We start from the raw sequence: 26,306 nt of genomic DNA, 5'->3' as shown, positions 1-26,306 counted from the left end.
AAAACCTGGGGTAGCGTTTGGGCTCGGTATATCCGTCGGGTTTGAACCAGAAGGGTGATTTTCATTTGAAAGAAAGCGGCACGTTTTGCGGGCACAGCTGGTTCAACGAGATACGACACGTCAGGAGACACTGGCTTATATAGAAGAAATGCTAAAAGGATTCGTCAAAATGGCCAGAGGGACAGATAGTCATCTTCTCGACTATCGCATGGACATCGGATTGCAGGAAGCACGCGGCAATCTATACCATTGCGCGTCTAATTGAGTTTAAAATGCTCGTTGCGCGGCAAAAAGGCGACCTGATCGCGGGGAGAGCGTAAAGGCTTCCCGGCAAAATCAAGCTCCAGCAGGATCAGTTGAGCGTTGCTTGCATCAATGCCTATGTGTCTGACAAGCGTATCAAAATCAATTAGAACCAACCCAAGAGCATCGACGCGAATATCGCGTTGCTCATCCGTCGTGATGGCTTGAAGTGGCCCAGGCGCTTCATCGATCTGGGTCAGCAGATCGGGCTGCTCTGCTTCGTTTTTGAACGTATCATGGCTGATCAGAAGGGACAAAGAATCGATAACGTCGTCAGCGCAGGTCACTAATGTTGCGTTTTGTTTCAGAAGTGCATTTGTTTCGTGGGTGCGTGGATCGAGCGGCGATCGAGCAATGCGAACACCGTGCGGTCATTTCACCAGCCATGCGGGCGCTGATGAGTGAACCTGAACGCTTACCACGCGAAAATCCAGCTATGATGCGGTTCGACGTCGAAATTATTGCGAAGCCAACGTCACCCAAGTCGCGCGCTAGGCGCTCTGCAACGCGTGCGCCGACCATTGACGCGTTGCGCGAGCCGACGATGGCGACAGGGGGAGAAAGACACCTGGATTGCTCTTGATAAAGACAAGTGGCGGCGGAGCTTCGCAGTTTTCCAATTGTTGCGGATAGTCCGGCTCGGCCATGCCCAAAAGGCGCGCTCCCATCCGCTCGATGGCTTCCAGTTCGCGTTGGGCTCTTCCAGCGCACGGACTTTGCACCGCTGCCGCGTATGTTGAGGTCAGGTGGTCTTTCTATGGCGCTGGCGGCATAGCCAAAGAATATGATGAGGTCGATGAAAGCGATGGGACCGATGTTTTTCAGTACGAATGAGGCGCAGCCAGTCGAGCCGCTGTCGGTCGGGGAGGCGAATTCCAGAAATTGAATTCGCCCGCTGTTTCAACCTTTTTTGCCTATCTTGCTTTCAGTGCCGCTGAGGAGGCGCGAGATATTGGCGTGATGCTTTATGAAGACGATAATGGTCAGCACAGCGAACAAAGCTGCAATCGCGTGATCACCGCGTGCATAAAGTGCGATTGGCACGATCAGACTGGCAACAAGTGCTGACAGTGAAGAATAGCGGGTGAGAAGTGCCGTGATGATCCATGCCGCGACGAAGACCAAAGCACCTGGCCACGCAAGGCCAATCAGAATGCCAAGATAAGTGGCGACACCCTTGCCGCCTTTGAAGCCGATCCAGACCGGGAAGAGATGGCCGATAAATGCACCGAAACCGGCTGCAATTGCAGCCTCCTGACCAAATTTTGAGGCGATTAATACAGCGGCCGTGCCTTTAAGCGCATCAAGAATGAGCGTTGCCGCCGCGAGCTTTTTGTTTCCGGTGCGCAGAACATTGGTAGCGCCAATGTTGCCGGAACCAATCGAACGTACATCGCCCAGTCCTGCAAACCGCGTCAGGATAAGTCCGAAGGGAATGGAGCCGAGTACATAGCCGAATATCAGCGTGCAGAGTGTCACTAAATTGACCAGACCTGTTTCGGCCATGGAACTCCCCATATGTTCTTTATTCAAATTACTTGAGAAGAAAAGCCGCCCAAAAGCAAGACGGCTTTCTAATAATGTTAAGCCGAATAAACTGTCTTGCCACCAACTATAGTGCGGTTGACGCGACCTTGGAAGCGGGCACCTTCAAAGCAGCTATTCTTTGATCGTGAATGCAAATCGTGCTCACGAACCACCCACGGCTCGTCCAGATCGACAATCGCAAGATCAGCCTTGGCGCCGGGCTTCAGAGTGCCTGCATCCAGTCCGAAGATGCGGGCTGGCGCAGTCGAGAGCACTTCCACCAGACGAAGGAGCGGAATGCTGTCGTTATGATGAAGTCGAAGCGCCGCCGCCAGCAGTGTTTCCAGGCCGATTGCACCAGCTTCTGCATCAGCAAAAGGCAGACGCTTGGTGTCCACGTCCTGTGGATCGTGTGCTGACACGATAATGTCGATTGTGCCGTTCTTGACGGCTTCAACCATTGCCAGACGATCTTCTTCGCTGCGCAGTGGCGGCGATAAACGGAAGAAAGTGCGGAATTCACCAATATCGTTTTCGTTGAGTGACAGATGATTGATCGAAACGCCTGCCGTTACCTTGGTGCCAAGGTCTTTTGAGCGCTTGAGCGCATCGGCTGACATGGCACAGGAAAGCTGTGCTGCGTGATATTTGCTGTGAGTGAGAGCGGCCAAGCGCAGATCACGCTCCAGTGGAATGACTTCCGCTTCGCGTGGACTACCCGAAAGACCCAGCCAGCTTGCGAAGAGGCCTTCATTCATGACCCCATTTGCACCGAGATAGGGATCACGGGTTTCACAGGCAATCACAGCATCAAAGTCGCGCGCATAGGTCAGGGCACGGCGCATCAATTGTGTGTTGGTGAGCGTGTTTCGGCCTTCAGTGAAAGCAACTGCACCTGCATCGCGAAGCAGGCCGATTTCCGTCATTTCCTCGCCATGCAGGCCCTTGGTAATGGCAGCAGCGGGATGCACATTGACGATAGCTGTGTCGCGCGCAGTACGCTTCACAAACTCGACGAGCGCCACGTCGTCAATGACCGGATCGGTATCCGGCATCATTATCATGGAGGTTACGCCGCCAGCTGCTGCGGCCAGACTGGCCGATGCGATGGTTTCGCGGTGTTCAGCCCCGGGCTCACCGATGAAAACGCGGGAATCGACCAGACCTGGCAGAATAGCCATGCCGTTGAGGTCAATGATTTCAGCGCCTTCAGGCGTGCCCTGATTGCGGATATCTGCACCGCTGGCGACGATCTTGTCGTCTTTGATCAGCAGACTTCCGACTTCATCAAGTCCACGAGACGGATCAATGATGCGAGCATTTTCAAAAAGGATAGCACTCATGCGCGTTCTCCTGCGGCTTCTGCGCGACGCGGATCGAGCAGGGCTTCCATAACCGCCATACGCACAGCGACGCCCATTTCCACCTGTTGCTGGATCATGCTCTGCGGGCCGTCCGCAACATCGGATGCAATCTCGACACCCCGATTCATCGGGCCGGGATGCATGACCAGTGCATCAGGTCGGGCAAGCTTCAGCTTTTCCTTATCGAGACCGTAGAAGCGGAAATATTCACGCACAGACGGTACGAAGGAGCCGGCCATGCGCTCACGCTGGAGGCGCAGCATCATTACTACATCAGCGTCTTTCAGGCCTTCTTCCATGGTGTTGTAAACCTCAACACTCATATCAGCGATGCCGGACGGCAGCAGGGTCGAAGGGGCGACGACGCGAACGCGTGCGCCAAGTGCATTTAGAAGCAGAATGTTTGAGCGCGCAACGCGCGAGTGAAGCACATCGCCGCAAATGGCAACGCTCAGGTTTCCGATGTCGCCCTTGGCACGGCGGATGGTCAACGCGTCGAGCAGCGCCTGTGTCGGGTGCTCGTGCGCACCGTCGCCAGCATTGACGACTGCACAGCCGACTTTTTGCGCAAGGAGCGCCGCAGCACCGGCAGAAGCATGGCGTATGACCAGAATATCTGGCTGCATGGCGTTCAGCGTCATCGCGGTGTCGATGAGCGTTTCGCCCTTCTTGACCGAAGAGTTGCCGACCGACATGTTCATCACGTCCGCACCCAGCCGTTTTCCGGCGAGTTCGAACGATGATTGCGTTCGTGTCGATGCTTCAAAGAAGAGGTTGATCTGGGTGCGACCGCGCAGCACGGACTTTTTCTTCTCGGACTGTCTGGAGACAGCCACTTCCTGATCCGCAAGATCGAGAAGACAATTGATGTCCAGGGGCGATAGCCCCTTGATGCCAAGCAGGTGGCGATGAGGGAAAATCGGTGAGACCGTTTGATTTGTCATGGCAAGTCACCCGTATAGAGCCGAGAAAGCTGGACCGCAACCGCCCTTATAATGGCTTTGGCAGATTCACAAAGAAAAACCTGTATTCTTTGGGCATAAAGCGGTGAGCTGTCGGAAAATGTTAGTAAATTACAATGCAAGAACGCATAGAATGTCAGCTCTGCGCGCCTCAAGCGGCTCGCAAGCTGATTTTGAGTTGAACAAAGCCGAACGGATGAGCCTGTGAAAACGCACGAAGTCACCAACCAGACCCCGTCTATGACGGGTACGAATGCATATCTGGGCGATCCGCTTCTGATGCAGATCGCAGCGCGTTTCCCTAAAGAACTACATACTGATCTGGAGAATACCGGGCGTTTCGTCCTGTCAGCGGAAGCGCATGATCTTGCACGTCTCGCCAATACCGAATTGCCAAAGCTGCGCACCCATGATCGTCAGGGGCGCCGCGTCGATCTGGTGGAATATCATCCAGCTTATCATGCGTTGATGCGCCGTTCGATTGCGCAGGGGCTTCATTGTTCGATATGGGAAGCCAATCCAGCTGAAGCTGGACGTCGCCATCAGGCGCGCGCCGCGCGTTTCTACCTGACCGCACAGCTTGAGGTAGGCCATCTCTGTCCCTTGACCATGACGAATGCTTCGCTCGCAGCGGTAATGGCTTCGCCTGATCTTTACAAGGAATGGTCGCCGCAGGTTCTGTCGCGCAAATATGATTCCATGCAAAAGCCCGCCTTGCAGAAGCAGGGCATTACGCTTGGTATGGGCATGACCGAGAAGCAGGGTGGCACGGATGTTCGTGCCAATAGCACCCGCGCAGAACGCAATGAAGACGGGACCTACACAATCAGCGGCCATAAGTGGTTCATGTCTGCGCCTATGTCGGATGCCTTTCTGGTGCTTGCGCAGGCGGAAGAGGGGCTTTCCTGCTTCCTGCTGCCGCGACTGACCAATGAGGCGGCTGGAAACGGATTCTTCTTCCAGCGTTTGAAAGACAAGCTCGGCAACAAGTCCAATGCTTCATCCGAAGTGGAGTTCGACGGGGCTATAGGTCATCTGGTTGGAAATCCTGGCGAAGGCATTAAAACCATCATGGATATGGTCACGCTGACGCGACTTGATTGCGCGGTTGCCTCTGCTGGCCTGATGCGCTCGGGGCTGGCCGAGGCCGTTCACCATGCGCGCCATCGCGAGGTGGGTGGGCAAAAGCTTATTGAACAGCCGCTGATGAACCGCGTTCTTGCCGATATGGCACTGGATGTCGCCGGTGCGACCGCACTTTCTATGCGTCTGGCGCGTGCCTTTGACATGGCTGCAAGTGATCGCGCGGAAGCTGCTTTCGCACGCTGCATGACGCCAGTTGTAAAATACTGGGTCTGCAAAATCGCACCTTCATTGCTTTATGAAGCGATGGAATGCCTCGGTGGCAATGGTTACATTGAGGACGGCAATCTCGCACGCGCCTATCGTGAAGCGCCGGTCAATGCGATCTGGGAAGGTTCGGGCAATGTCATGGCGCTTGATGTAGCGCGCGTGCTCGCTCGCGCGCCGTCGCTGTTTGACGACGTTCTCGACTGGATCAGCGAACAACTGGGCGTACGTGGTCAAGGAACGATCGACGTGTTGCAGGCAGCCTTGCAGCTTACCGAAACCGATCAGGGCGTTGCGCGTCTTCTGACGGAGCAGCTCGCTTATGCTGCTTCTGCTGCCGAATTGCGCAATCTTGGTGCAGACGACGTGGCCGATGCCTTCATCGAAACGCGCCTTGGTGGGCAGTGGCGCTCGACCTATGGCATGCTGGATGCACGCCATAATGCCAACCGGATACTCGATCAGCTTTATCCAACGTCGTAATCGCTGTCGTGGGATTGTGATGAGCGTAGCATGTGCAGGCGATCCAGTGCGCCTTGCAAAATGAAGGAAGCGGCGGCCGAATCGATGCGTTCGGCCCGCTTGCCGCGTGAAACATCCATGCCGATCAGTGCGCGTTCGGCTGCGACCGTCGATAGGCGCTCGTCCCAGAACACGAAGGGCAGATCGGTTAGCGGCTGCATGGTGCGCACGAAAGCCCGTGTTGCCTGAACACGTGGTCCTGCTGAACCGTCCATATTCATCGGCAGGCCAATAATAATGACGCCGACTTTGTCGGCTTCGAGTGCTTTCAGCAGTACCTGTGCATCGATTGTGAATTTGGTGCGTTTGATAACTGGACGGGGATGCGAGAACGACAGGCCCAGATCGGAAACCGCAAGCCCAATAGTTTTGGTGCCGAGATCAAGCCCGGCGATCGTCTGGCCGCGCTGCAGAATTTCCAAAACTTCTTCGATCTCAACGACGGCCATATGTCCTCATAGTATTTTGATCACGCTTCATATTGCCTGATGGAATTGAGCCGTAATATCTGTTTTAAAGCTGAAAATCGAGCCGCAAGGAGAAACACAATGAAAATCACCTGGTTGGGCCATGCAGCCTATCGCATTGAAACGGATAAGTCCGTCATTCTGATTGATCCGTTCATCAATGGAAATCCGGGTGCCAAGGGCATCGATTTCAAGGAAGTCACCAAGGGCACCACGCATATTGCGCTGACCCATGGTCATGGCGATCATATTGGGGACACCGTTGAGATTGCCAAAGAAACCGATGCGACTGTTATCGCAAATCCAGAAATCACCGGTTGGCTAGGGCGCAAAGGTCTGGACAAGTTCAGCATGGGTAATACTGGCGGAACCATTGTCTGCGATGGTTTCAGTGTAACGTTTGTTAATGCACTGCATTCCTCAGCGTTGATGACAGAAGACGGCATCACTCAATCGATGGGTAATCCAAACGGCCTGGTATTCCATTTCGAGAATGCGCCGACACTTTATCACATGGGTGACACGGACATTTTCTCTGATATGGCGCTGATCAATGAACTGCATCAGCCAGAAATCGGCATTGTGCCCGTGGGTGATCGTTTTACCATGGGCGGTGCTGTGGCAGCTCTTGCGTGTCAGCGCTATTTCAACTTCAAAACCGTCCTGCCATGCCATTACGGCTCGTTCCCATTCATTGAAAAGACGGCAGACAAGTTTGTAGCGGCAATGTCCGACCATAAGGAAACGAAGGTGTTGGTGGCTGACGCTGGCACCGTTCACACATTCTAATTTTGGCTAACTACGGAACGAAGCGCAAGAAATGTTGCGCTTCCCCACCCGCACCGTTATAGCCGGTAAAAGAACCTTTTCGGGGTGGCGGTCGGCCGCTCTAAGTTATGAATTTGCGGAGAACAGAATGTCCGTCGATATTTCCACCGTTAAGCGCGTCGCGCATCTTGCGCGCATTGCTGTCAATGAAGACGAAGCAGAGCGCATGACCGGCGAACTTAATGCAATTCTGGGCTTTGTCGAGCAGTTGAACGAAGTCGACATTGAAGGCGTTGAGCCGATGACGTCGGTCACGCCGATGAAGATGCGTTTGCGCGACGATGCAGTGACGGACGGCAATATCGCCAGTGCCATTGTTGCCAATGCGCCTGTGACCGAAGATAATTTCTTCGTCGTGCCAAAGGTCGTGGAGTAAATCGATGGCTATTCGGGTTTCCGTCGAGACCCCATTACAGGATGATGTGCGTGATCTTGTTAGAGCATTGAACACGCATATGCTGCCGCTTTCTCCTATCGAGTTCCAGTTCAAGATGACTGTTGAACAGATGGCGGAGCCGGACACTACGGTTTTCGTCGCGCGCGATGAAGATGGCAAGGCCGTCGGCTGTGGCGCGCTGAAGATGCACGGTAAGCGAGTGGGTGAACTCAAGCGCATGTTCACGCGCCCGGAAGTTCGAGGCAAGCGTATCGGCTCACATCTTGTCGATGCGATTGTCGAGCTGGCAAGAGCCAAGGGCGCTTCGCGCCTGGTCCTTGAAACGGGCACCGGCCCGGGCTTTGATGCTGCCTGGCGGCTTTATGAAAATTCAGGTTTTGAGCGTTGCGGAGTGGTTCTGGATTATCCCGACTCCGAATACAGCGCCTTTTTTGAAAAGCGTCTCGTTGAGGCGTGACTTTACAGGATTTGATGATGAGCGAACTGACCGCACTGACCATTGCCGAAGCGCGCGACAAGCTGAAGGCCAAGGCTTTCACCGCGACCGAACTCACAGAAGCCTATATTGCGGCTATTGAATCCGCCAATGACAAGCTGAATGCCTATGTCGCTGTGACACCAGAAAAAGCGCGCGAAATGGCAAAAGCTTCTGATGCCCGCATTGCCGAAGGTAAGGCGGGTGCACTCGAAGGCATTCCGCTTGGCGTGAAAGACCTGTTTGCGACCAAAGGTGTTCACACGCAGGCCTGCTCACATATTCTCGATGGCTTCAAGCCTGAATATGAATCGACCGTTACAGCCAATCTCTGGTCTGACGGCGCTGTCATGCTGGGCAAGCTTAACATGGACGAATTCGCTATGGGCTCGTCCAATGAGAGCTCCTATTATGGCCCTGTGAAGAACCCGTGGCGTGCGAACGGCTCGGACGTTGATTTGGTGCCGGGCGGCTCGTCGGGTGGTTCTTCGGCAGCTGTTGCTGCACATCTCTGCGCAGGCGCCACGGCAACCGATACGGGCGGCTCGATCCGTCAGCCAGCGGCTTTCACCGGCACTGTCGGTATCAAGCCGACCTATGGTCGTGTTTCGCGCTGGGGCACAGTTGCTTATGCATCCTCGCTTGATCAGGCTGGCCCGATTGCTCGCGATGTGCGGGATGCCGCGATTCTGCTCAAGTCTATGGCATCGCTTGATCTCAAAGATACCACTTCGGTTGATTTGCCAGTGCCGGACTACGAAGCAGCTATCGGCAAGTCGCTGAAGGGCCTCAAGATTGGTATTCCGAGGGAATATCGTATCGATGGTATGCCGGAAGAAATCGAAGCGCTCTGGCAGAAGGGCGTCCAGTATCTCAAAGATGCTGGCGCTGAAATCGTCGATGTTTCGCTGCCGCACACAAAATATGCGCTTGCTGCCTATTACATTGTGGCACCTGCGGAAGCTTCGTCCAATCTCGCACGTTATGATGGCGTACGTTACGGTCTGCGCGTACCAGGCAAGGATATTGCCGATATGTACGAACAGAGCCGTGCTGCAGGTTTTGGCAAGGAAGTGAAGCGCCGTATTCTGACCGGAACCTATGTTCTGTCGGCTGGCTATTACGACGCATATTATCTACGCGCTCAGAAGGTTCGCACGCTGATCAACAAAGACTTTGAAAATGTCTTTGCAAGCGGCGTTCATGCAATCCTGACGCCTGTTACGCCTTCCGCTGCGTTCAGCATTGGCGATAAGGAACTCGCAAACGATCCGGTCAAGATGTATCTCAATGACATCTTCACCATCACGCTTAACATGGCTGGCCTGCCGGGTATCGCGGTTCCTGCTGGCCTCAACGATCAGGGGCTGCCGCTTGGTCTGCAGCTGATCGGTCGCCCGTTTGAAGAAGAAACGCTGTTTCAGGCTGCTGGCGCAATTGAGGAAGCTGCGGGACGCTTTACACCGAAGAAATGGTGGTAAAATCTGAAGTTTCCATTCGCCGGCCAGAAATGACCGGCGAATTTGTTTTTATGGCCGAAATCGCGGTGCGCGCATGGCAAAACACAGCGCGCGACATTGTGCTGAGGGATGAAAGCCGGTCGGAACTCCAAGCCAAATTCCTGCGCGACTTGCGCGGGAATGGCGATGGTGTTTTGTTGGCGGAACGATGCGGCGAAATATACGGTTGGGGCGCTCGTGTCCCGAAATCAAACTACATTTCCGACCTCTGGATTGATCCCGTGTATCACGGTCAGGGCGTAGGCGGGGCATTGCTTGGTGCGCTGATGGTGCAGATTGTGCTTGACGGCTTTGCGGAGGCTGAAATCGGCACCCATGCGGATAATTCACCAGCAATAGGGCTTTATGAAAAGGTAGGGTTCAAGACTTATCACCGCAGCGACGAATGGTCGGAGAGTTTTGGTCGTAAGGTTGAAAAGGTTAGAATGCAGGCAAAGCTTTAGACGAGCATTGCCATTTCAAGCAAAGCTCCTATCCTATTCTGTAGCAATTAGTTTCATGAGGAGGGGCACATGTGGATCATGCTTACGGATGTCAGCGGCGAGAGGGTTGCAGTGAACTTCAATCACGTCCTGTCATACAACGCTTACGGCACTGGAACCCGTATCGTTACGCTCAGCGCAGACCTGACATTTTTCGTTAAAGAGTCGACAGAGGAAATTGAAACCAAGCTTGGCATTGACGTCAAGAACTGAGCTTTTGCCTCAAAAGATTATCCATTTCCTTCACAAGATTGGGGACATGGTGAAATTCGTATCTCTCCCGACCATTCGACAAGCGCACGATAGGGAGAAAAACAAAGTTTAAATATCCAGTTCTTCCACAAAAGCGGCACGATCCTGAATGAACCGGAAGCGGGCTTCCGGCTTTGTACCCATCAGATCATCAACAGTGCTGCGCGTCTCATCTATGTAGTCTTCATCGACATGAACACGAAGAAGCGTACGCTTTTTCGGATCCATCGTCGTTTCTTTCAGCTGCTCGGCGCGCATTTCGCCAAGGCCTTTGAAACGGCCGATTTCGATTTTTCCGCGTCCGGTAAACATTGTGCGAAGCAGCTCGTCCTTGTGTGCGTCGTCACGAGCATAGGCGACTTTGCCACCCTGGCTCAGACGATAAAGCGGTGGGACTGCCAGATACAGATGCCCGTTGCGGATGAGATCTGGCATTTCCTGGTAGAAGAACGTAATGAGCAGCGATGCAATATGCGCGCCGTCCACGTCAGCATCGGTCATCACGATGACCCGGTCATAACGCAAATCTTCTTCACGATAATTTTTTCGCGTGCCACTGCCCAACGCCTGCACTAGATCAGCAATCTGCTGGTTGGCTGTCAGCTTCTCACGACCAGCACTGGCAACATTGAGGATTTTACCGCGTAGGGGCAAGATCGCCTGATTGGAGCGATTACGTGCCTGCTTCGCGGAGCCGCCAGCCGAGTCACCTTCGACGATGAAAAGTTCTGCACCTGCTGCAGCATTCTGAGTGCAGTCCGCAAGCTTGCCCGGAAGGCGCAGTTTACGCGTCGCGCTCTTTCGAACGGTTTCCTTTTCTTGACGGCGACGAAGACGCTCTTCTGCACGGTCTACAACCCAGTCGAGCAAGCGCGATGCTTCCTGCGGTGAAGCTGTAAGCCAGTGATCAAACGGATCGCGAATAACATTTTCCACGATACGCTGCGCTTCGACGGTTGCAAGCTTATCCTTGGTCTGGCCCACAAACTCCGGTTCGCGAATGAAGACCGAGAGCATCGCTGCTGCAGAAATCATCACGTCATCGGTGGTGATAATCGACGCACGCTTGTTATTGGTCAGTTCCGCATAGGCCTTTAGGCCACGCGTTAATGCAATCCGAAGACCTGCTTCATGCGTGCCGCCGTCGCCCGTAGGGATGGTGTTACAGTAGGAATTGACGAAGCCATCCCCCCCGTACCACGATACAGCCCATTCAACAGCGCCATGTCCGCCCTGCTTTTCTGTACGGCCTGAGAAAATCTCGCGCGTCACCTGATGTTCTTTGCCGAGCGAGGCAGAGAGATAATCCTTGAGGCCACCGGGGAAGTGGAAAACAGCCTTTTCCGGCGTTTCCTTCTTTGGGTCGAGAAGCGACGGATCGCAGCTCCAGCGAATCTCTACCCCACCAAACAGATAAGCCTTCGAGCGGGCCATACGGTACAGCCGGTGCGGATCGAATTGCGCGGTTTTGCCGAAGATATCCGGGTCAGGATGAAAGCGGACGCGCGTACCGCGACGGTTATGGACTTCGCCGACATCTTCAAGGCCACCCTGCGGAATGCCGCGCGAAAAGCGCTGGCGATAAAGACGGCGATTGCGCGCGACTTCAACTTCCAGAACATCAGAAAGCGCGTTAACCACCGAAACACCCACGCCGTGCAGGCCGCCAGAGGTTTCATAGGCTTTGCCATCGAATTTACCGCCCGCGTGTAGCTTGGTCATGATGACTTCAAGCGTCGATTTTCCCGGGACTTGCGGGTGTTCATCAACCGGAATACCGCGTCCGTTATCGCTTACCGTTAGGAAACCGTCGGCGTCGAAGCTAACTTCAATGAAATTGGCATGGCCTGCAACAGCTTCGTCCATCGAGTTATCGATGACTTCTGCAAAGAGGTGATGCAGAGCTTTCTCGTCCGTGCCGCCGATATACATACCTGGCCGCAGACGGACGGGCTCTAGCCCTTCCAGAACACGAATAGAGGAGGCGTTGTAATCATCTGCTCCAGATGAAACGGGCGGAGCCTTGGTTGTGACAGCAGCTGATTTCGGTGCGGATGGTGTCGTTGCCGCTTGCGCAATGGATGTCGATGCGGGAGCCTTCTTGGGCTGCTGCTCCATCTGCCGTTCACGGGCATTGTTAACTACTCTGGAAAAGAGATCGTTGCTGTCGTCCATATTGGTGCGAAAAGCTTTCTGTCTAAAACCGAATGAACCGCCCCTACCGAACGGCACGAAATAAGTTAGCTGCGAATCACGTGAATGATGCCACGAGATTAGCCGCAATGCGAACAGAGTTCGCCTTACGTTCCATTTTTGACCCAAGTTATCAAATGGTTTTGCTCGCAGTGAAACCGATTTGCACCAGAAACATGGCGAAAGTCAAACCGGGCGCTTTGCTTGAGCGAATTAAGATGGAAACGGGCAGGCCATTCGCGTAAGCGCAATGGCAGTTGGAAAATTGCGAGTAATGAGATGCAGGGCAGGGTAGTAGGCGGCACAGAAGCCCACGTAAAGGGCATGGCGATCATGGTGCTTTCGGTATTGCTGCTGCCTCTCATGGATGCCATCGGTAAATGGCTTGCCATGATGGATAATATGCCGCCGGCCACTGTCACCTTCATGCGCTTTTTCATTCAGTCAGTGCTGATGTTTTTCGTGCTGATCGTCATGAGTGGTTTCGCGTCCCTACGGACCACTCATCTTGTCGGCAATCTTGTGCGCGGGGCGCTGATGGGCTTTGGAGGAACGTGTTTCTTCACGGCTGTAAAATATATGCCTCTGGCAGACGCTATGGCTGTGTTTTTTGCTGAACCGTTGATCCTGACGCTGCTTTCAGCCGTTTTCCTCAAGGAAAAAGTCGGCTGGCGTCGTTTCAGCGCTGTGGGTATCGGTCTCATTGGCACGATGATCGTTATTCAGCCAAGTTTCGAGATTTTCGGGGCAGTATCCTTGTTGCCTCTCGCAACCGCTGTAACTTTTGCAATTTATCTGATCCTGAACCGAAAGTATGGCACAAAGGAAAGCCCGGTCGTCATGCAGCTTTATGCCGGTATCGGCGGGGCGGCGCTAGCAGGTTTGGCGATGGTATTCGGCACGGGTCTAGGCATTGAAGATTTGAGTTTTGCGCTGCCGCATAGCCTGCAGCCTTGGCTGCTTCTGCTTTTGCTCGGTACAATCGGTACCGTCAGCCATCTCCTCGTGGTGCAGGCATTCAAGCTCGCACCCGCATCCATGCTTGCGCCGTTCCAATATCTGGAAATTGTTAATGCGGTTCTGGTCGGTTTGCTGGTGTTTGGCGATTTTCCGACGCCGTCCAAATGGTTCGGCATCGCGATCATCGTGGGATCAGGCTTCTATGTCTTCATGCGCGAGCGGCGCGTGAAGAGCGCCTGATTATTTTGTCTGGCGAGGTCCGAAGACGTTTTCGAAGGCCGTGCCCAATGCAACATCGACATCGCCCATCGTCACCGGAAGACCTAGATCGACGAGACTTGTCACGCCGTAATCAGTAATCCCGCACGGAACAATGCCGCCAAAATGTTCGAGTTCCGGCTCTACATTGATGGCAATACCATGGAAGCTTACCCACCGGCGCAGACGAATTCCAATAGCGGCAATCTTGTCTTCGCACATGCCGCCACTGGCAAGCAGCGGCTTTTCGGGACGGACAACCCATACACCAACGCGATCTGCACGCCTTTCACCTTTGACATTGAACTGCGCGAGCGTTTCTACAATCCATTGTTCAAGCGCGGTCACAAATGCGCGCACATCTTCACGGCGCCGCTTCAGGTCGAGCATGACATAAGCCACACGCTGGCCGGGACCGTGATAAGTATATTCGCCGCCGCGTCCGGTATTGAACACGGGAAAGCGATCGGGCGTTAGCAGATCTGCTGATTGAGCACTGGTCCCAGCCGTGTAGAGCGATGGGTGCTCGACGAGCCAGACGAGTTCGTTGGCCGCACCTTCACGAATAGCTGCCACGCGCGCCTCCATAAAAGCGAGCGCTTCGTCGTAATCCGTCAAACCGTCCGATATCAGCCAATCAACAGGCGGCGCGTCGACCATGACGGGGAGGAAATGCGTTTCCTTCTCCTGAGAGGTGACTTCGGATTGTTCGGAAAAAAGAGCAGAGCTGTCGTTCATGATGGCAGCATATGGCGTTTTTTATGCTCTGCCGCCAGATGTCAAAATGCCTCTACGCGAAAGCGTGATGTCAGACGATTAGTGGGCTCGCACTTATCCTATGATCAAAGCCTGGAAATACATCGGTTGTGATCGGCGCGAGCACATTTATTCTCAAGCCTGTGGGATCAAAGTCGATGTCGCACCGTGCCTTGAGCTCTTCGGCAAGAACAAGCCGGATAAGTCGCTGGCCAAAGCCGCGTCGCGAAGGTCGCGCGACGGACGGACCATTGGTTTCCAGCCAACGCATCTGGAATTTTTTTTCGCCTTGATCATCGACAATATCCCAGCTGAAATCGACACTACCATGCTCGTTGGACAGGGCACCGTACTTCACCGCATTGGTCGTAAGCTCATAGAGACCGAGAGAAAGCGATACCGTTACCCGGTCACTTACAAAGAGCGAAGGTCCACTCATGCGGATGCGATTGCCAAAAGTTCTGTTGAACGGAGCCAATGCCGTATTAGCGATCTGCATAATGGTTGTGCCACCCCAGTCATCTTGCAGCAGCATGTCATGCGCTTGGGCCAACGCGTGAAGACGCTCGTTGAACAGCTTGCTTGCCTGTTCGGAACTTTCTGCATTACGTAAAGTCTGGTTGGCGATGGATTGGACCATAGCCATGGAATTTTTGAAGCGGTGGGAGATTTCCCTCGTCACTAATGCCTTGTCAGCTTCGGTCTGCTTGCGTTCGGTCACATCCAGCATAACGCCAAGCAATGTCGGATTATCGCCGAGCAGCGCTTTGGCTCGCGTTTCAACCCAGATTGTCTGCCCGGTTCTGTTTACGATCCGATATTCCATGGAATACGGCTCACCAGTTAAAAAAGCAGCCTCCGTCTTTTGAATTACCGACATACGATCCTCAAGCGCGATCAGCTCAAGAATTTGGTCGAAATTTATGTGTTCATCGTCCCTAAAGCCAAAAATCCGGCGGCACTCAACAGAACCGGTTACGCTCCCTGTCTTCAGATCACGGGTCCAATAACCGATATTTGCGGCATTAACGATGTAATCGAGATAGTTCTGATGCCGTTTTGTCTCACTGGAAAGCGAGTCACGCTCTTGCTCCAATTCAACCAGACGTTTTAGCTCGAGCGTGACATCGAGTTGTGTGGAAACGAAATGCTGGATTACACCATCGGAGCTTCTGACTGGTGAAATGTGCAGCCGGTTCCAAAAGGCTTCGCCTGATTTCTTATAGTTTAATATGTCGATATCGATTGAAGTGCCTGCTGAGATTGCCGTTTTTATTGCAATCACATCATCTGGATTGGTTCCAGAACCTTGCAGGAAACGGCAATTTTGGCCGATCACCTGATCTGCCGAATATCCCGTTAACAGCAAAAATGCTTTGTTCGCAAAGACAATCGGATTGTCGGAAAATTGCGGATTGGTGATAAGCATAGGTGTGGGTGTATTTTCTACAGCCGCCAGAAAAGGATCAGCTTCTTTGGAAATCATGTCTGCAGCACAAAATCTGGATGCTTCCAACTCAGTAGACACGGCAAACCCCACCATAAACACACCGTTACGACGCCCATCAGCCACGGGCAAAACTAACTGATAATGTGGACCATGGCGAATAAAATCGCTTTGAGACTTAAGTCGGATTAAAGCCAACATGACATGAGCCTCAACACACGAGATTGCTTTTCCCTAAACCATGCCAATCACTTGTCAGATGTATAGGGCGCTATATATTCCTCATTATCATTCAGCACACGTTCATCTAGCATCGATAATGATGTGTGCAGTTGAACTGGAGAACAAGATGATAAACAACTTAAAGAAAATGATGGTTGGCTTGGTCGGCGCAGCTTTTATGATCGGTGCGATGGCGCCTGTCTCTGCTGCTCCGGTCCTGCCCACCGCTCAGCTTGTTGATGCCAATAATGTCATGCAAGTACGTGATCGTTGGGACCGCCGTGGTCATGGTAATTGGAACGGTCATCGTCCCGGTCGCCCTGGCTGGAATGGGCACCGCCCTGGTCCGCGTCCGGGTTGGAATCATCATCGCCCTCGTCCGGGTTATTGGAATGGTCATCGCGGCTATAACCACTATCGTCATGGCTATCGTCGTCATAATGATGGCTGGTGGTATCCGCTGGCAGCGTTCGGCGCTGGCGCGATCATCGGTGGTGCAATCGCTCAGCCAGCACCTCAGCCGGTTTACCGCGCTAGCAATAGCCATGTTCAGTGGTGCTATAACCGCTACAGATCGTATCGCGCTTCGGACAATACGTTCCAGCCATATAATGGTCCGCGTCAGCAGTGCTATTCGCCATACCGTTAATAGTATCGAAAATTCGGAAATGCAGCCGCCTCAAGAGGGCGGCTGTTTTCATGTGTGGGATCGGTTCTTTCACTGACAGGGCGGTATCGTGCTACTAACCGCCGCGCTGGTCGTATCCCTCGATGTTGTCACCGGTCATTTTATGATGCAGATATTGCTTCAAGCGATTAATCTGTTCCGTGCTCCAACCATTCACATCAGCGACTTCTAACCAAGCATCGACATAATGCTCTGGTGCGTAAACATGACCGTGTCCCAGGGGCGTTGCAGTTGCGAATGCCATATCCAACGTTAGTTGCAGCATTGTCACGACCGGATACCAGCGGAGTTGTGCGGAAACGTCGGGGCCGCGTGGTTCGTTCATCCAGTCCGGCTGACGATAAAAAGAATGGGTGTCAAAGAAGACGACAGCATCGCTGGCATATTGCAGATAAACGATGCGTAGCGGTCCCCAATGGTCACCGTTGCCAGGTGCTTCACCGTCCTGGTTCATAAAGCGAACAAAAGACCCATCTTTGAATACAGGAAGCCATTCAGGTGTCCCAATGTTTCGGTCTCGCGTCATCTGCATCCAATTGCGACTAGGAAAAGGAGGCCCACTCCAGAGAGCGCCATTAATCGGATCTCCCAGCAGTTCGAAGAGCGAAACCGATTTTTCCGAGTTCATGGCTCCAAGGCTCAGACCGTAGAGATACAGACGTGGCCGCTTGTCCTTCGGGAGTGTTTTCCAGTGGTTGTAGACAGTTGTGAACAAAGCACGCGAGGCTTCGGCGCCATATTCCGGCTGAAAAAGAAGTGAAAGCGGGCTGTTTAAATAGGAGTATTGCATGGCGATGCTGGCTACATTGCCATCGTGAAGATATTCGAGACCATCCATAGCCGCGGGATCAACCCAGCCTGTCCCAGTGGGCGTAATAATTACAAGGACTGAACGATCAAATCCATTTTGCCGCTTGAGTTCACCCAAAGCTCGCTCAGCACGCTCTTTGGTTGTGTCAGCCACATTTAGACCTGCATAAACGCGGATAGGGTCGACAGCAGGGCGTCTTGTGAACGATGAGATGTCGGTGCCCGTTGGACCAGACGAAACAAATTCGCGCCCGGCTCGACCAAGCTCATCCCACTGGAGCAGCGAAAGGGGACTTCCCGTTTTGTTTGCCGCCAAAGGCTGGGGTCGGTCCGGCTCGATGAGCGCATCATATTCGCGAAACGAACGATCAAGTACCTTGAAAGTGGATTGGATCAACAGGCCGTTAGCAATTGTCCAGATGAGGATAATTGTTATCGCGACACCAATGACATTTGCTACTCTGCGAGGCACTACACGGTGTATTCGTGCAGAAATAAAGCGGCCAAGTCCGATGAGGCTGCGCGCCAACAGCAGGAGAAACAAAAAGGTGATAACAGCTAGTGCGCAGACACTTGCTGGATAGGCGCTTGGCACCGGTTCCATACCCATCACTGCGCGGACTGAATTTTGCCAGCCCTGCGAAGAGTAAAGCGCAACGATCGCAAATGCCAGACAGATAAGGCTAACGACCAGATTTACTCGGCTGCGCCACCAGTGCCCCGGTTCGGGTAGCTCCAAATAGTGCCAGAGCCAACGCCAAAAAACACCCAAGCCATATCCTGAACCAAATGCGACACCGCACAATATTCCCTGTAGAACGTAGGTTCGTGGGACGAGACTTGGTGTTAGCGCCGCTGCAAACAATAAAGTTCCGAGTGCAAGCCCTATGCCTGATAGGGAGTGCCTGAACTGAAAAAATGCTTTGGCTACTAAGGACATGAAAACCGAATTGCTGGAGTGGGTTATATCCGTGAACCTATAGTAACATGTCAACAATCGGAATCGATTTTTAAAAGCTCGAGTTTTTTGGGCTATTTTGCCATTGGTGATGCGAATCTTTGTCGTCTCGGATGAGCAGGTAAGCGAATTTTTGTTGATACACACGCTTTGTGATCATCAAAAATCGACCGCCTACCCAATATTTCATGGAAATTTGTCCATCGGTGTCGATTTATTGAGTTCATGTTGAAGAAACTTGATTTTATGGTGTTGACCATTTGGAAAGTCGCCCGTATGTTCCGCCGCACTTCCAGGGAAGATTTGGTTCCCTTCTGGGAGCGCGTAGCTCAGCCGGTAGAGCAACTGACTTTTAATCAGTAGGTCCAGGGTTCGAATCCCTGCGCGCTCACCAAGACACTCCTACAATATCAAATGCTTGAGCTTGCTACAGCTTTGCTAGCCATGTTCCGTAAGATTCCATTTTCTACACTGCTTATCACTGTTTTCAGGGCGTAGCGGGGAGTCCACGACACATGGTTTGGCAGATGGCGCATGGGTTAAGCCACCTGATTTGACTCCAAATTTTCCATCCATTTTTTGAGGCTCGATTTGCGGGCAGCAACAGTACCAGCCAGTTTAAGCTAGGGGCCCGGATTGCCTCATACCCAATGATGCTGTCAAAACCACAGACGAGCAATGGCATGAGTTTATCAACAATGGCGTGCATCGCAAAAGTCATTGAATATAGCTCGCCTGTACCGGAGCCGGACCCGTCGTGACTATCATCACAGCCGTCGCACTCTGGGGAACGTACTTCGAAGACCAAAGCTGCCCAGATTGAAGCTGCAATGGATACGCAGGGCCCGCGGTCGCGAAATATCGTCCGTGCAGCTCAGACCTTCCGTTCTGATCACGAGCTTTGGCCGCTGCTTGAACAGTTAGCTACGCAGTTATTAGGTGAGGAAAGAGCGGCGGAATTGCTTGCTCCATAAGAACCCCGGCCCTGAGGTGTTAGGGCCGGGGCTATGCAGGCCATCCAGTCGCGTCGTTAAGGCTTGCCCGCATATTCAAATGCTCATTGCGGAAGCTTCCATAAAAGAATGCAAGCTCCGCCTGTCGCGACAATCGCGCCTAGCACGAGCAAACCTTGATCAGAAATTAAGAACCCAAACAGCGTCATTTTCTGCGACACTCCTGCCATATCATAAAGCCAATCAAAGCAAGTAGGGCAGCCGTCGTGAAGCCGATAAACCAACCCATAGTCGATCCTCCAGCCGAATAAACTCGTATGACGGGAAAAAGTTCACATGTACTGGGGAAAGAAAACCCCGGTAGGCGGACAAGCCCTGGACCGGGGTTACTGACTTTGCATTCAAGCGGGGGCTGTGATGCCGTGAATGACCAATAGCTAGATCAAAAAATCGGGGCGTCAAGAGTTGAGACTTAAAAAGCCCCGGCTCGTGGGTAATCGTTTCGAGCCGGGGCTTATCACTGGTGCAACACGAGCAGGTGCTTCGATACAGTGAATGGTTGGGAAGTAGGGCGCAAAGATTGTGAGACAAGATGCAAAGTAAACCCCGGCGCGTTGCCGGGGCTTTTTAGTCTTGGTGACTACGGGCGGCGAGGATGTTTCCTATGGTACTTAATCTCCTTCCAAGCCAGTGTCGTCGTTACATAGGCGAGAGCAGCTATTATTGCTGCTAGGATTAACAGAAACCAAAGCATGACACGCTCCTATGCCTGAACCCGTCCGCCACCTGGTGTTTTCCCCTTCATCCAAGGAATTGCGACCTCGGGCTCTTCAAGTATACCGCGCTTCTTGGCGAACCCTCGAATGGCGCTTTCTGCTGCTTCAACTGGTTTGATACAGTCGTGAGCATCGCAGCACGCTTTCCAAGCTGTCTCATAAATCAGATCACGGTCGTGTAAGGGGCGCTCATCTAGAAAATCTAAGGCATCTCCGATGCTGCCAATTTCGCGGACGATATAAGGTCCGTCCTTCACGAAAACAGGACTGTCAAACAAACGGTCGCTCATCGAAATCTCCATTTGATCGAACGAGTTTTGTCAGGATGACCGCTTCGATTTAGTCAGTAATTCCGCCCTTTCAAGAGGGTGTTTCCTACAAATTTTTGAGCAAACACTATGGCACGACGCATCAAAGCGGCGGGGCTTTCTCCAATCTAATTACAAGGACAATCAAATGAACAAAGCAACGTTCTTCGCGTATGCGAGGCGCGCGCCTTTTGGCGGCCGTTTGAGCCAGGCTGATGTGAGCGGCACAGAGGCTGTCTTTGCCGAAGCTGAGCGTAAGAATTTGCCGGACGAGCAAATCGCTCACATCCTTGCGATGGTTTTTCATGAAACCGGAGGCAAGGTGCAGCCGGTCGTTAAGTATTTGAATTATTCGTCGGCTGCGCGGATAAGGCAAGTGTGGCCAAAGCGCTTTTCGTCTATTGCAGCAGCCCGGCCATATGTGATTAACCCGCAGACACTTGCCAATAAGGTCTATGGCGGCGGCATGGGCAACGACAGCGTTAACGACGGTTGGACCTATCGCGGACGCGGCTTAAAGCAGATAACAGGTGAGGACAATTACAAGGAGTTCGGTATCGCCGATGCGCCTGAGAAAGCGCTTGAGCCCAGAACGGCAATTTGCTTCCTCTTCGAAGAAATGGTGCTGGGCAAGTTCACCGATCGTAAGCTCACAGATTTTTTCGGCAAAGGGAAAGCTGATCCAGAAGGCGCGCGAACTGTCGTCAAGGGCACCGATAAAGCAATGCTGATCGCCGGCTATTACCGCAACTTCCTCGACAGCCTACTCAAACATCTAGGAATATGAATTGTGGTTCCGGCGGAATTAAATTCAGCCGTCCGTTACAGCAATACCCGGGCGAATACACAGCCAATACCAGGATTACACTGCCAAGAACTTTAGCTTAGCCTTCAATGTCTGCTTAATTGTTCCAATCTGGATCATCATCCGGAGGGTCGTTGTCTATAGGCTAGCATCAATCCCCGTCACTATCTTCCCGAATTGCCACTTGTAACCGCCGTACACGCCGTGCGGCCGATGAGTCGAATTCGGATTAGCATTTGGAGCGTTCCACTCATAAAATTCTTCGCCCATCGTCCGCCGATCTTCGCGACTATATAGCCGCCAAACCAATCAAATGCCTCGCCAACAGCAGTGTTTACCTAGGTGCCAGCGATAAGTGCGCCAACAGGTAAATGCTTCATAGCAATCTCCCCAAGGCTACCCCGCTGGAGATTATGACCCGAATCAAATCTGCAGCTGAATGTCTGCCGCCCTTCAGGCGATCTCATGCTGAAAAGTGCCCTGACAAACTCCCCAGTATGTCAGGGCGGTGATCCGACAAGAAGCTCAATAATTGTCGTCCACCAGTCAGTTATTAGCTCGAATACCAGAGAGAGAACTCCCGGCAAGCGAAGGGCCGACTGGATATTTGCGCGTTGGCTTGGTCCGCGTCGCAAGTGAATCATCTCACACTACATTGAAAACACAATGTCGCTTCCCATCAGATGCTGGCACTTTGCCGGATCTAATTTCAGAATGACAATGTGAACACAACAACGTGCTTCGCCTATGCGAGGCGCGCAGTTTCATTTCTTCGCGAAAGGATGAGTCAAAACAGATGATGTCCGGATGTCTACGAAGCTATTCACGAGAACGCTCTTCTGCCTTTGTTCTTTTGCCTTCCTGACAATTGGCATTGTCTTGTCCGCAGTCTTTATCCTGAAGCGCGCACCTGTTCTTCCTTATGTGGTCCACAGCGCGCCACTGAGGTATGCGATTCTTATCAGCCCAAAGCGTCGCAGACCTTCAGTTTTATCATGAGCTGTGGCCGCTGCTTAAACATTTGGCGACACTGCCATTCTGTGAAGAAAAGCTCCTCAGTTGCCGGTACCATAATGTCGATCAAGCTCTTGCTGAGATAGTTTGTAAATAAGAAGATCTGGTCTGGCCGATTAACTTTGCGCACAAGATGGGGAACCTGAGCACCAAAGTATCGACATGTTTTCCTCAAATCCAAACTCCAGGGCATCGCTATCAATAAAGCTTTACAATTGGCGTCTGTCCGCTACTAGATGGCGAAAAATTATAACAAAAGCAGGGGCAAGGCGTGAAAATTACAGGCATTATGCTGCAGCGCGATGAAATTGACGTTGTCCTTTTTAACGTTTTGCATCACCTAAATACTCTTGGGTTTTCTCGTCTTATCATCGGCGATAATGGATCTACTGACGGCTCAAGAGAGGCACTTCGGCGGCTCGAAAAGCGTGATCCGCGCTTATTGGTTGTTGATATGCCGGGTGAGTTTGCTCAGGCAGATAGGACAAATCTATTATATCAAATTGCTATCGATAATGGTGCGGACTGGGTAGTTCCCTTGGATGCCGACGAATTTCTCTCAGTGAATCGTAACGAATTGAACGATGTCCTGAAGAAAAGCGATGACCCTGCTGTCCACATGCGAATTCGAAATTTCGCTCAAACAAGAAGAGCGGAAAGAATGAGGATGCATAACCTCGCGAGCATGTATTATGCAGTTCCTCCGAGCGCCACCGCCGCAGATGCGATGAATTACGTCCTTGAAGGAAAAATTTCATTTCTTGAGAGCATTTATCCACCAAAGTACATTTGGAGGGCAGATAAAGCGTTGTTGATCGCCAAAGGCAACCATAAAGCAAATATAGACCTTCCCGACGTCAAGTTTTCAATTGACTTAAATCATGCACCTATACGGTCAAAGTCGGCTATTTCAGACAGAATTGTCAGAATTTCCCGCCTTGAGGAGGGGCCGCCTACCCAGTCATGGCATATAAAACGACTAGCTTTCGTAGACATTGAAGAAGAATGGAGACGTAGTTCCGTTTCAAATGGCCATCTGGATGTTAAGGATACCCGACGCCGACTGCAATTTGCCCCATTCTTCCTAAAGGTATTTTTAAAACATGCACTATCAGTGCGTAGTCTAGTAAAATCCGCGTCCTAGCCGGAGCCCAGCTTAAAAAGAAAACTCCGGATAGTTGGGGGCGATCCGGTGCCGCGCTCACCGATCGATCTGGAACTGTTAAAACGCTCGCTGATGATCTTACAGCCTCAGGAAAAGACAATGCATTGCACGAGCTTGCGAGCATTTCCTAGCGTTGCTGTGTGCTGTTTTAACTTGAATGAAATTGACGAATGGGCTCACCAGGGTCTGTGTCGCAATATTCTGCCCGTGCAATGCAGTTTTGAGAGCGCGCTTACTCAACGCCAGCTCCTACGTTCCAACCGCTCCGGTTAGAGGTCTCGGTTAAAGCGGGTGGTGTCGGGTTTTGGAACACCTAGACTGTGTATTATCGTTCCGGACATATAGATAGCCGACTGTGCCGTAAGCCAGTATCCGGCCGAACGCAGGGCCAGTACGAACATCAACGTTTCCAATCAATGTGGCTTTCGCTTCTACTTCCACGTGCCCATCCCAAATGTAGGGAGAGTTCGAGAGAATATTGTTTGATGCTTTCAAATCAGCCTTGATAATTTCGTCGTATTTCGGCAGAGCAGCGATAAATTTCAATCATGGGTTGATGTGTGCAGGCGAAGATGAAGATAATCGGTATTTTGCTTCAGCGAGATGAGATCGATGTCGTATTGTTCAATGTCTTGTATCACCTGAACGTCGTTGGCTTAGACCGACTTATTGTAGGCGACAATGGTTCAACGGACGGTTCAAGGGAGGCACTTCACAAGCTCGAGCGGGTCGATCCACGCCTTATCGTCATCGATATGCCAGGTGAATTCGAACAGGCCTTGAGGGTGAATGAGCTTTATCAACTTGCCATAAGTTTGGGCGCAGATTGGATTTTACCTCTAGATGCCGACGAATTTTTGCCGATGAAAAGATCAAAATTAGCAAATGTTCTGCGTCAGACTGACAGCTTGGCCGTTGAAATGGAGATAAATAACTTCGTCCAAAGGCGCGGTGCTTTGCATAAGCGTCTACGCAACTTAGCCAGCATGCTTTACAGAGCCCCAATTTTGGGTTCGAAATCGGAAGCTATGGCTCTCGTAAACTCTGGTGAAGTCGGATTTGTTGAAGCTGCATATCCCCCTAAATTCCTATGGCGAGCCAATAAGCAGCTTTCGCTTTTGAAAGGAAATCACGGCGCTGACATCTGTCTAGGGAATGTACCCATCTGCATCCCTCTCTACCACGCGCCGTTAAGGTCCAAGGCGTCTATTTTTTCTCGGGTTGCAAGCATTGCTCGACTAGAGAGCGGAACGCCCGACACTGCCTGGCATATTAAACGTTTGATAGACGTCAACGTGGAAGAAGAATGGTGCCGAAATTCGTATAAGCGTGGTCAGGTGGGTACGAATGCCGAGAAACACCGACTAGAGTTCGATCCCTTCTTCCTGAGAGTGTTCTTACGATACTATTTGAAAGTTATCCGACTGGTTCGACAGAATTGATGATTTCTCAGTATTTTAATCTCAATCCGATCAAGCGGATATATGTTACCGATAGGGAGCCCGACAAGACCTCAGGGCCCAAGCTAAACTTGGCACCTTGCGCGTAAGAAGAACCGGATTCTTTGTATGTTCCGCTTGTGTTCTCACTTTGGGCAGCCGTATATGTGGGGTGTGGATAACTGACTAACATACAATCTCACCAGCCGCGTCAGCTCAACACACTTCCGCCAGATGGTAAGTAACGGACTGGAGGCGTCCTCTGGGTGCTGGCATGTGCCTTGCGCAGCCTCTTCTGTGCACCTGACAAGAGGCGCCGTCGCTTTGCAATTGATGAACGCGGCTCACTTCCAACTAAAGAGCGGCGATTTTAGCGAGTTCGTCCAGAATGCATACGCCAGTGGGTCGACAGCAATTGGCACGACGCTCACTGTTAAGGTCCGTCAGCCTATTATTCGCTGATATCGGCGTATACGTGTACGGTTGAAGGCAGCTTCGAGATGTGAAAAGCTTTCCAGTCGCTGGAAATCTTTCAGCTGTTGGAGGTGCCAATATATAACAACACTTTGATATAGTATCAGTATCGAGGCTTGCTAATCGATCCGGTGATTGTTTTGTCGATTGCAAAAGTCACGCGGCTTTCTTTGTCATAAGCTGAGTAAACGGCAAGCATAGCGATCACCATTGGTGCGGCGAGAATGGCACTTCTGATTGCGGTTTCTGCGATTGGAGAGCGAGCTCGTTTTTTCATATTCATTTATTGTAATATTTTGCTTAAAGCTCAGTAAATCGACGTGGTTAATCATCCGTATCCGTCAGAGAAGTTGACACTCTGCAATCAGATTTTCTCAACTTCCAGGGGGGTACCCATCTGGAATGGGTTTAGGAGGCTGGTTTTACCCCACATCATTTTCTAGGATTGCTTCGTATGAACATCCATCCGAAAAATTCCCGACACCGACCGTTACGTCGAGAAGAAGCGGCTGTCAGTTTCACGGTGGCACGCAACAAAGGCTTACGTTTCTTTTTCCGCTTGTATGATTGTGGAGTTGAAGGAATTCGGCAGTGTTGCGTCGCTTTCATACTCACCACAAGAGCATTTGCA

At 52.0% G+C, this 26,306-nt stretch carries 23 protein-coding genes, 1 tRNA gene and 1 pseudogene; 13 read left to right on the top strand and 12 right to left on the bottom strand.

Annotated features, from left to right (window positions below; all coding sequences use genetic code 11):
• Positions 1 to 257: 257 nt before the first annotated feature.
• The 4 genes and pseudogenes from QSJ70_RS11960 to QSJ70_RS11945 all read right to left on the bottom strand — a co-directional run bounded on the left by QSJ70_RS11960 (position 258) and on the right by QSJ70_RS11945 (position 4,138).
• Positions 258 to 1,207 (bottom strand): annotated as a pseudogene (locus QSJ70_RS11960) (DNA-processing protein DprA).
• Positions 1,204 to 1,809: a glycerol-3-phosphate 1-O-acyltransferase PlsY gene (gene plsY / locus QSJ70_RS11955; RefSeq protein ID WP_215778585.1), complete on the bottom strand. Its 606-nt coding sequence runs from the start codon at positions 1,807 to 1,809 to the stop codon at positions 1,204 to 1,206. The pseudogene QSJ70_RS11960 and the gene plsY overlap by 4 nt, the downstream one beginning before the upstream one ends.
• Before the next feature lie 77 nt (positions 1,810 to 1,886).
• On the bottom strand, positions 1,887 to 3,173 hold the full coding sequence (locus QSJ70_RS11950) for a dihydroorotase (protein ID WP_215778587.1): 1,287 nt from the start codon (positions 3,171 to 3,173) through the stop codon (positions 1,887 to 1,889).
• Entirely contained in the window at positions 3,170 to 4,138 is a 969-nt protein-coding gene (locus QSJ70_RS11945; RefSeq protein WP_215778588.1) for an aspartate carbamoyltransferase catalytic subunit, read from the bottom strand. Before QSJ70_RS11945 ends, QSJ70_RS11950 begins: the two co-directional genes overlap by 4 nt.
• Before the next feature lie 222 nt (positions 4,139 to 4,360).
• On the opposite strand from QSJ70_RS11945, the gene QSJ70_RS11940 reads away from it, so the two are divergent.
• Positions 4,361 to 5,989 (top strand): acyl-CoA dehydrogenase family protein, encoded by a 1,629-nt coding sequence (locus QSJ70_RS11940; protein ID WP_215778590.1) that lies wholly within the window; start codon positions 4,361 to 4,363, stop codon positions 5,987 to 5,989.
• On the opposite strand, the gene ruvX is transcribed toward QSJ70_RS11940, so the two are convergent.
• The gene (ruvX, locus tag QSJ70_RS11935; protein WP_215778592.1) at positions 5,974 to 6,477 is read right to left on the bottom strand and encodes a Holliday junction resolvase RuvX; all 504 of its coding nucleotides are present in this window, start codon (positions 6,475 to 6,477) and stop codon (positions 5,974 to 5,976) included. The two genes, QSJ70_RS11940 and ruvX, sit on opposite strands and share 16 nt — an antisense overlap.
• A gap of 99 nt (positions 6,478 to 6,576) precedes the next feature.
• Between ruvX and QSJ70_RS11930 the strand changes: the two genes are divergently transcribed.
• The 6 genes from QSJ70_RS11930 (at position 6,577) to QSJ70_RS11905 (ending at position 10,410) form a co-directional block, all read left to right on the top strand.
• Entirely contained in the window at positions 6,577 to 7,284 is a 708-nt protein-coding gene (locus QSJ70_RS11930) for a metal-dependent hydrolase (RefSeq protein ID WP_285536629.1), read from the top strand.
• 127 nt (positions 7,285 to 7,411) lie between these two features.
• The gene (gene gatC / locus QSJ70_RS11925; RefSeq protein ID WP_215778596.1) at positions 7,412 to 7,699 is read left to right on the top strand and encodes an Asp-tRNA(Asn)/Glu-tRNA(Gln) amidotransferase subunit GatC; all 288 of its coding nucleotides are present in this window, start codon (positions 7,412 to 7,414) and stop codon (positions 7,697 to 7,699) included.
• Positions 7,700 to 7,703: 4 nt separating this feature from the next.
• Positions 7,704 to 8,177: a GNAT family N-acetyltransferase gene (locus tag QSJ70_RS11920; RefSeq protein WP_285536628.1), complete on the top strand. Its 474-nt coding sequence runs from the start codon at positions 7,704 to 7,706 to the stop codon at positions 8,175 to 8,177.
• 17 nt (positions 8,178 to 8,194) lie between these two features.
• Positions 8,195 to 9,676 (top strand): Asp-tRNA(Asn)/Glu-tRNA(Gln) amidotransferase subunit GatA, encoded by a 1,482-nt coding sequence (gene gatA, locus QSJ70_RS11915; RefSeq protein ID WP_285536626.1) that lies wholly within the window; start codon positions 8,195 to 8,197, stop codon positions 9,674 to 9,676.
• Between the two features lie 29 nt (positions 9,677 to 9,705).
• Positions 9,706 to 10,158 carry a GNAT family N-acetyltransferase gene (locus QSJ70_RS11910; RefSeq protein WP_215778992.1) on the top strand — a complete coding sequence of 151 codons (453 nt, stop codon included), beginning with the start codon at positions 9,706 to 9,708 and terminating at the stop codon, positions 10,156 to 10,158.
• A 69-nt stretch (positions 10,159 to 10,227) separates the two neighbouring features.
• Complete coding sequence (locus QSJ70_RS11905; protein WP_007878664.1) at positions 10,228 to 10,410, top strand: hypothetical protein; 183 nt, start codon at positions 10,228 to 10,230, stop codon at positions 10,408 to 10,410.
• 108 nt (positions 10,411 to 10,518) lie between these two features.
• Here the strand turns inward: QSJ70_RS11905 and parE are convergent, their stop codons facing one another.
• Positions 10,519 to 12,624, bottom strand: a complete 2,106-nt coding sequence (parE, locus tag QSJ70_RS11900; protein WP_285536621.1) for a DNA topoisomerase IV subunit B — start codon at positions 12,622 to 12,624, stop codon at positions 10,519 to 10,521.
• Between the two features lie 297 nt (positions 12,625 to 12,921).
• On the opposite strand from parE, the gene QSJ70_RS11895 reads away from it, so the two are divergent.
• The gene (locus tag QSJ70_RS11895; RefSeq protein WP_215778996.1) at positions 12,922 to 13,842 is read left to right on the top strand and encodes a DMT family transporter; all 921 of its coding nucleotides are present in this window, start codon (positions 12,922 to 12,924) and stop codon (positions 13,840 to 13,842) included.
• On the opposite strand, the gene lipB is transcribed toward QSJ70_RS11895, so the two are convergent.
• Both lipB and QSJ70_RS11885 read right to left on the bottom strand, forming a co-directional pair.
• Positions 13,843 to 14,598, bottom strand: coding sequence for a lipoyl(octanoyl) transferase LipB (lipB, locus tag QSJ70_RS11890; protein WP_285536619.1), 756 nt, complete (start codon positions 14,596 to 14,598; stop codon positions 13,843 to 13,845). It abuts the gene before it with no gap.
• Positions 14,599 to 14,668: 70 nt separating this feature from the next.
• Entirely contained in the window at positions 14,669 to 16,102 is a 1,434-nt protein-coding gene (locus tag QSJ70_RS11885; protein WP_215778998.1) for an HWE histidine kinase domain-containing protein, read from the bottom strand.
• 310 nt (positions 16,103 to 16,412) lie between these two features.
• Here QSJ70_RS11885 and QSJ70_RS11880 point away from each other — a divergent pair, with 310 nt between their 5' ends.
• A complete protein-coding gene (locus QSJ70_RS11880) occupies positions 16,413 to 16,934 on the top strand; it encodes a BA14K family protein (RefSeq protein WP_215778603.1) in 522 nt (173 codons plus the stop codon).
• A gap of 94 nt (positions 16,935 to 17,028) precedes the next feature.
• Here the strand turns inward: QSJ70_RS11880 and QSJ70_RS11875 are convergent, their stop codons facing one another.
• On the bottom strand, positions 17,029 to 18,723 hold the full coding sequence (locus QSJ70_RS11875) for an alpha/beta hydrolase (protein WP_285536617.1): 1,695 nt from the start codon (positions 18,721 to 18,723) through the stop codon (positions 17,029 to 17,031).
• A 336-nt stretch (positions 18,724 to 19,059) separates the two neighbouring features.
• On the opposite strand from QSJ70_RS11875, the gene QSJ70_RS11870 reads away from it, so the two are divergent.
• Positions 19,060 to 19,135, top strand: a tRNA-Lys gene (locus QSJ70_RS11870).
• A 1,322-nt stretch (positions 19,136 to 20,457) separates the two neighbouring features.
• Here the strand turns inward: QSJ70_RS11870 and QSJ70_RS11865 are convergent.
• Positions 20,458 to 20,760, bottom strand: coding sequence for a DUF982 domain-containing protein (locus tag QSJ70_RS11865; protein WP_285536614.1), 303 nt, complete (start codon positions 20,758 to 20,760; stop codon positions 20,458 to 20,460).
• A 166-nt stretch (positions 20,761 to 20,926) separates the two neighbouring features.
• On the opposite strand from QSJ70_RS11865, the gene QSJ70_RS11860 reads away from it, so the two are divergent.
• Together QSJ70_RS11860 and QSJ70_RS11855 are read left to right on the top strand one after the other, a co-directional pair.
• The gene (locus QSJ70_RS11860) at positions 20,927 to 21,565 is read left to right on the top strand and encodes a chitinase (RefSeq protein ID WP_285536612.1); all 639 of its coding nucleotides are present in this window, start codon (positions 20,927 to 20,929) and stop codon (positions 21,563 to 21,565) included.
• A 1,303-nt stretch (positions 21,566 to 22,868) separates the two neighbouring features.
• Entirely contained in the window at positions 22,869 to 23,741 is an 873-nt protein-coding gene (locus QSJ70_RS11855) for a glycosyltransferase family 2 protein (protein WP_285536610.1), read from the top strand.
• Positions 23,742 to 24,031: 290 nt separating this feature from the next.
• Here the strand turns inward: QSJ70_RS11855 and QSJ70_RS11850 are convergent, their stop codons facing one another.
• On the bottom strand, positions 24,032 to 24,163 hold the full coding sequence (locus QSJ70_RS11850) for a hypothetical protein (protein WP_256443867.1): 132 nt from the start codon (positions 24,161 to 24,163) through the stop codon (positions 24,032 to 24,034).
• 171 nt (positions 24,164 to 24,334) lie between these two features.
• Here QSJ70_RS11850 and QSJ70_RS11845 point away from each other — a divergent pair, with 171 nt between their 5' ends.
• The gene (locus QSJ70_RS11845) at positions 24,335 to 25,204 is read left to right on the top strand and encodes a glycosyltransferase family 2 protein (protein ID WP_285536606.1); all 870 of its coding nucleotides are present in this window, start codon (positions 24,335 to 24,337) and stop codon (positions 25,202 to 25,204) included.
• A 574-nt stretch (positions 25,205 to 25,778) separates the two neighbouring features.
• On the opposite strand, the gene QSJ70_RS11840 is transcribed toward QSJ70_RS11845, so the two are convergent.
• The gene (locus QSJ70_RS11840) at positions 25,779 to 25,952 is read right to left on the bottom strand and encodes a hypothetical protein (protein ID WP_215778612.1); all 174 of its coding nucleotides are present in this window, start codon (positions 25,950 to 25,952) and stop codon (positions 25,779 to 25,781) included.
• Positions 25,953 to 26,306 lie beyond the last annotated feature (354 nt).

The sequence above is a fragment of the Brucella sp. NBRC 12950 genome (assembly GCF_030268145.1).
In the GTDB taxonomy this organism is placed as follows: Bacteria; Pseudomonadota; Alphaproteobacteria; order Rhizobiales; family Rhizobiaceae; genus Brucella.
This window is presented reverse-complemented; position numbering and strand designations above follow the sequence as displayed.

Bases quoted from the DNA above. Each gene is read 5' to 3' on its own strand.
- QSJ70_RS11850 (WP_256443867.1), bottom strand. From the start codon at position 24,163: ATGTTCGTACTGGCCCTGCGTTCGGCCGGATACTGGCTTACGGCACAG.
- QSJ70_RS11895 (WP_215778996.1), top strand. From the start codon at position 12,922: ATGCAGGGCAGGGTAGTAGGCGGCACAGAAGCCCACGTAAAGGGCATG.
- QSJ70_RS11945 (WP_215778588.1), bottom strand. From the start codon at position 4,138: ATGACAAATCAAACGGTCTCACCGATTTTCCCTCATCGCCACCTGCTT.
- QSJ70_RS11865 (WP_285536614.1), bottom strand. From the start codon at position 20,760: ATGAGCGACCGTTTGTTTGACAGTCCTGTTTTCGTGAAGGACGGACCT.
- QSJ70_RS11905 (WP_007878664.1), top strand. From the start codon at position 10,228: ATGTGGATCATGCTTACGGATGTCAGCGGCGAGAGGGTTGCAGTGAAC.
- QSJ70_RS11880 (WP_215778603.1), top strand. From the start codon at position 16,413: ATGATAAACAACTTAAAGAAAATGATGGTTGGCTTGGTCGGCGCAGCT.
- QSJ70_RS11840 (WP_215778612.1), bottom strand. From the start codon at position 25,952: ATGAAAAAACGAGCTCGCTCTCCAATCGCAGAAACCGCAATCAGAAGT.
- QSJ70_RS11930 (WP_285536629.1), top strand. From the start codon at position 6,577: ATGAAAATCACCTGGTTGGGCCATGCAGCCTATCGCATTGAAACGGAT.
- QSJ70_RS11860 (WP_285536612.1), top strand. From the start codon at position 20,927: ATGAACAAAGCAACGTTCTTCGCGTATGCGAGGCGCGCGCCTTTTGGC.
- QSJ70_RS11885 (WP_215778998.1), bottom strand. From the start codon at position 16,102: ATGATTTCCAAAGAAGCTGATCCTTTTCTGGCGGCTGTAGAAAATACA.
- QSJ70_RS11920 (WP_285536628.1), top strand. From the start codon at position 7,704: ATGGCTATTCGGGTTTCCGTCGAGACCCCATTACAGGATGATGTGCGT.
- gatA (WP_285536626.1), top strand. From the start codon at position 8,195: ATGAGCGAACTGACCGCACTGACCATTGCCGAAGCGCGCGACAAGCTG.
- QSJ70_RS11910 (WP_215778992.1), top strand. From the start codon at position 9,706: ATGACCGGCGAATTTGTTTTTATGGCCGAAATCGCGGTGCGCGCATGG.
- plsY (WP_215778585.1), bottom strand. From the start codon at position 1,809: ATGGCCGAAACAGGTCTGGTCAATTTAGTGACACTCTGCACGCTGATA.
- gatC (WP_215778596.1), top strand. From the start codon at position 7,412: ATGTCCGTCGATATTTCCACCGTTAAGCGCGTCGCGCATCTTGCGCGC.
- parE (WP_285536621.1), bottom strand. From the start codon at position 12,624: ATGGACGACAGCAACGATCTCTTTTCCAGAGTAGTTAACAATGCCCGT.
- QSJ70_RS11950 (WP_215778587.1), bottom strand. From the start codon at position 3,173: ATGAGTGCTATCCTTTTTGAAAATGCTCGCATCATTGATCCGTCTCGT.
- QSJ70_RS11875 (WP_285536617.1), bottom strand. From the start codon at position 18,723: ATGTCCTTAGTAGCCAAAGCATTTTTTCAGTTCAGGCACTCCCTATCA.
- QSJ70_RS11845 (WP_285536606.1), top strand. From the start codon at position 24,335: ATGAAGATAATCGGTATTTTGCTTCAGCGAGATGAGATCGATGTCGTA.
- ruvX (WP_215778592.1), bottom strand. From the start codon at position 6,477: ATGGCCGTCGTTGAGATCGAAGAAGTTTTGGAAATTCTGCAGCGCGGC.
- lipB (WP_285536619.1), bottom strand. From the start codon at position 14,598: ATGAACGACAGCTCTGCTCTTTTTTCCGAACAATCCGAAGTCACCTCT.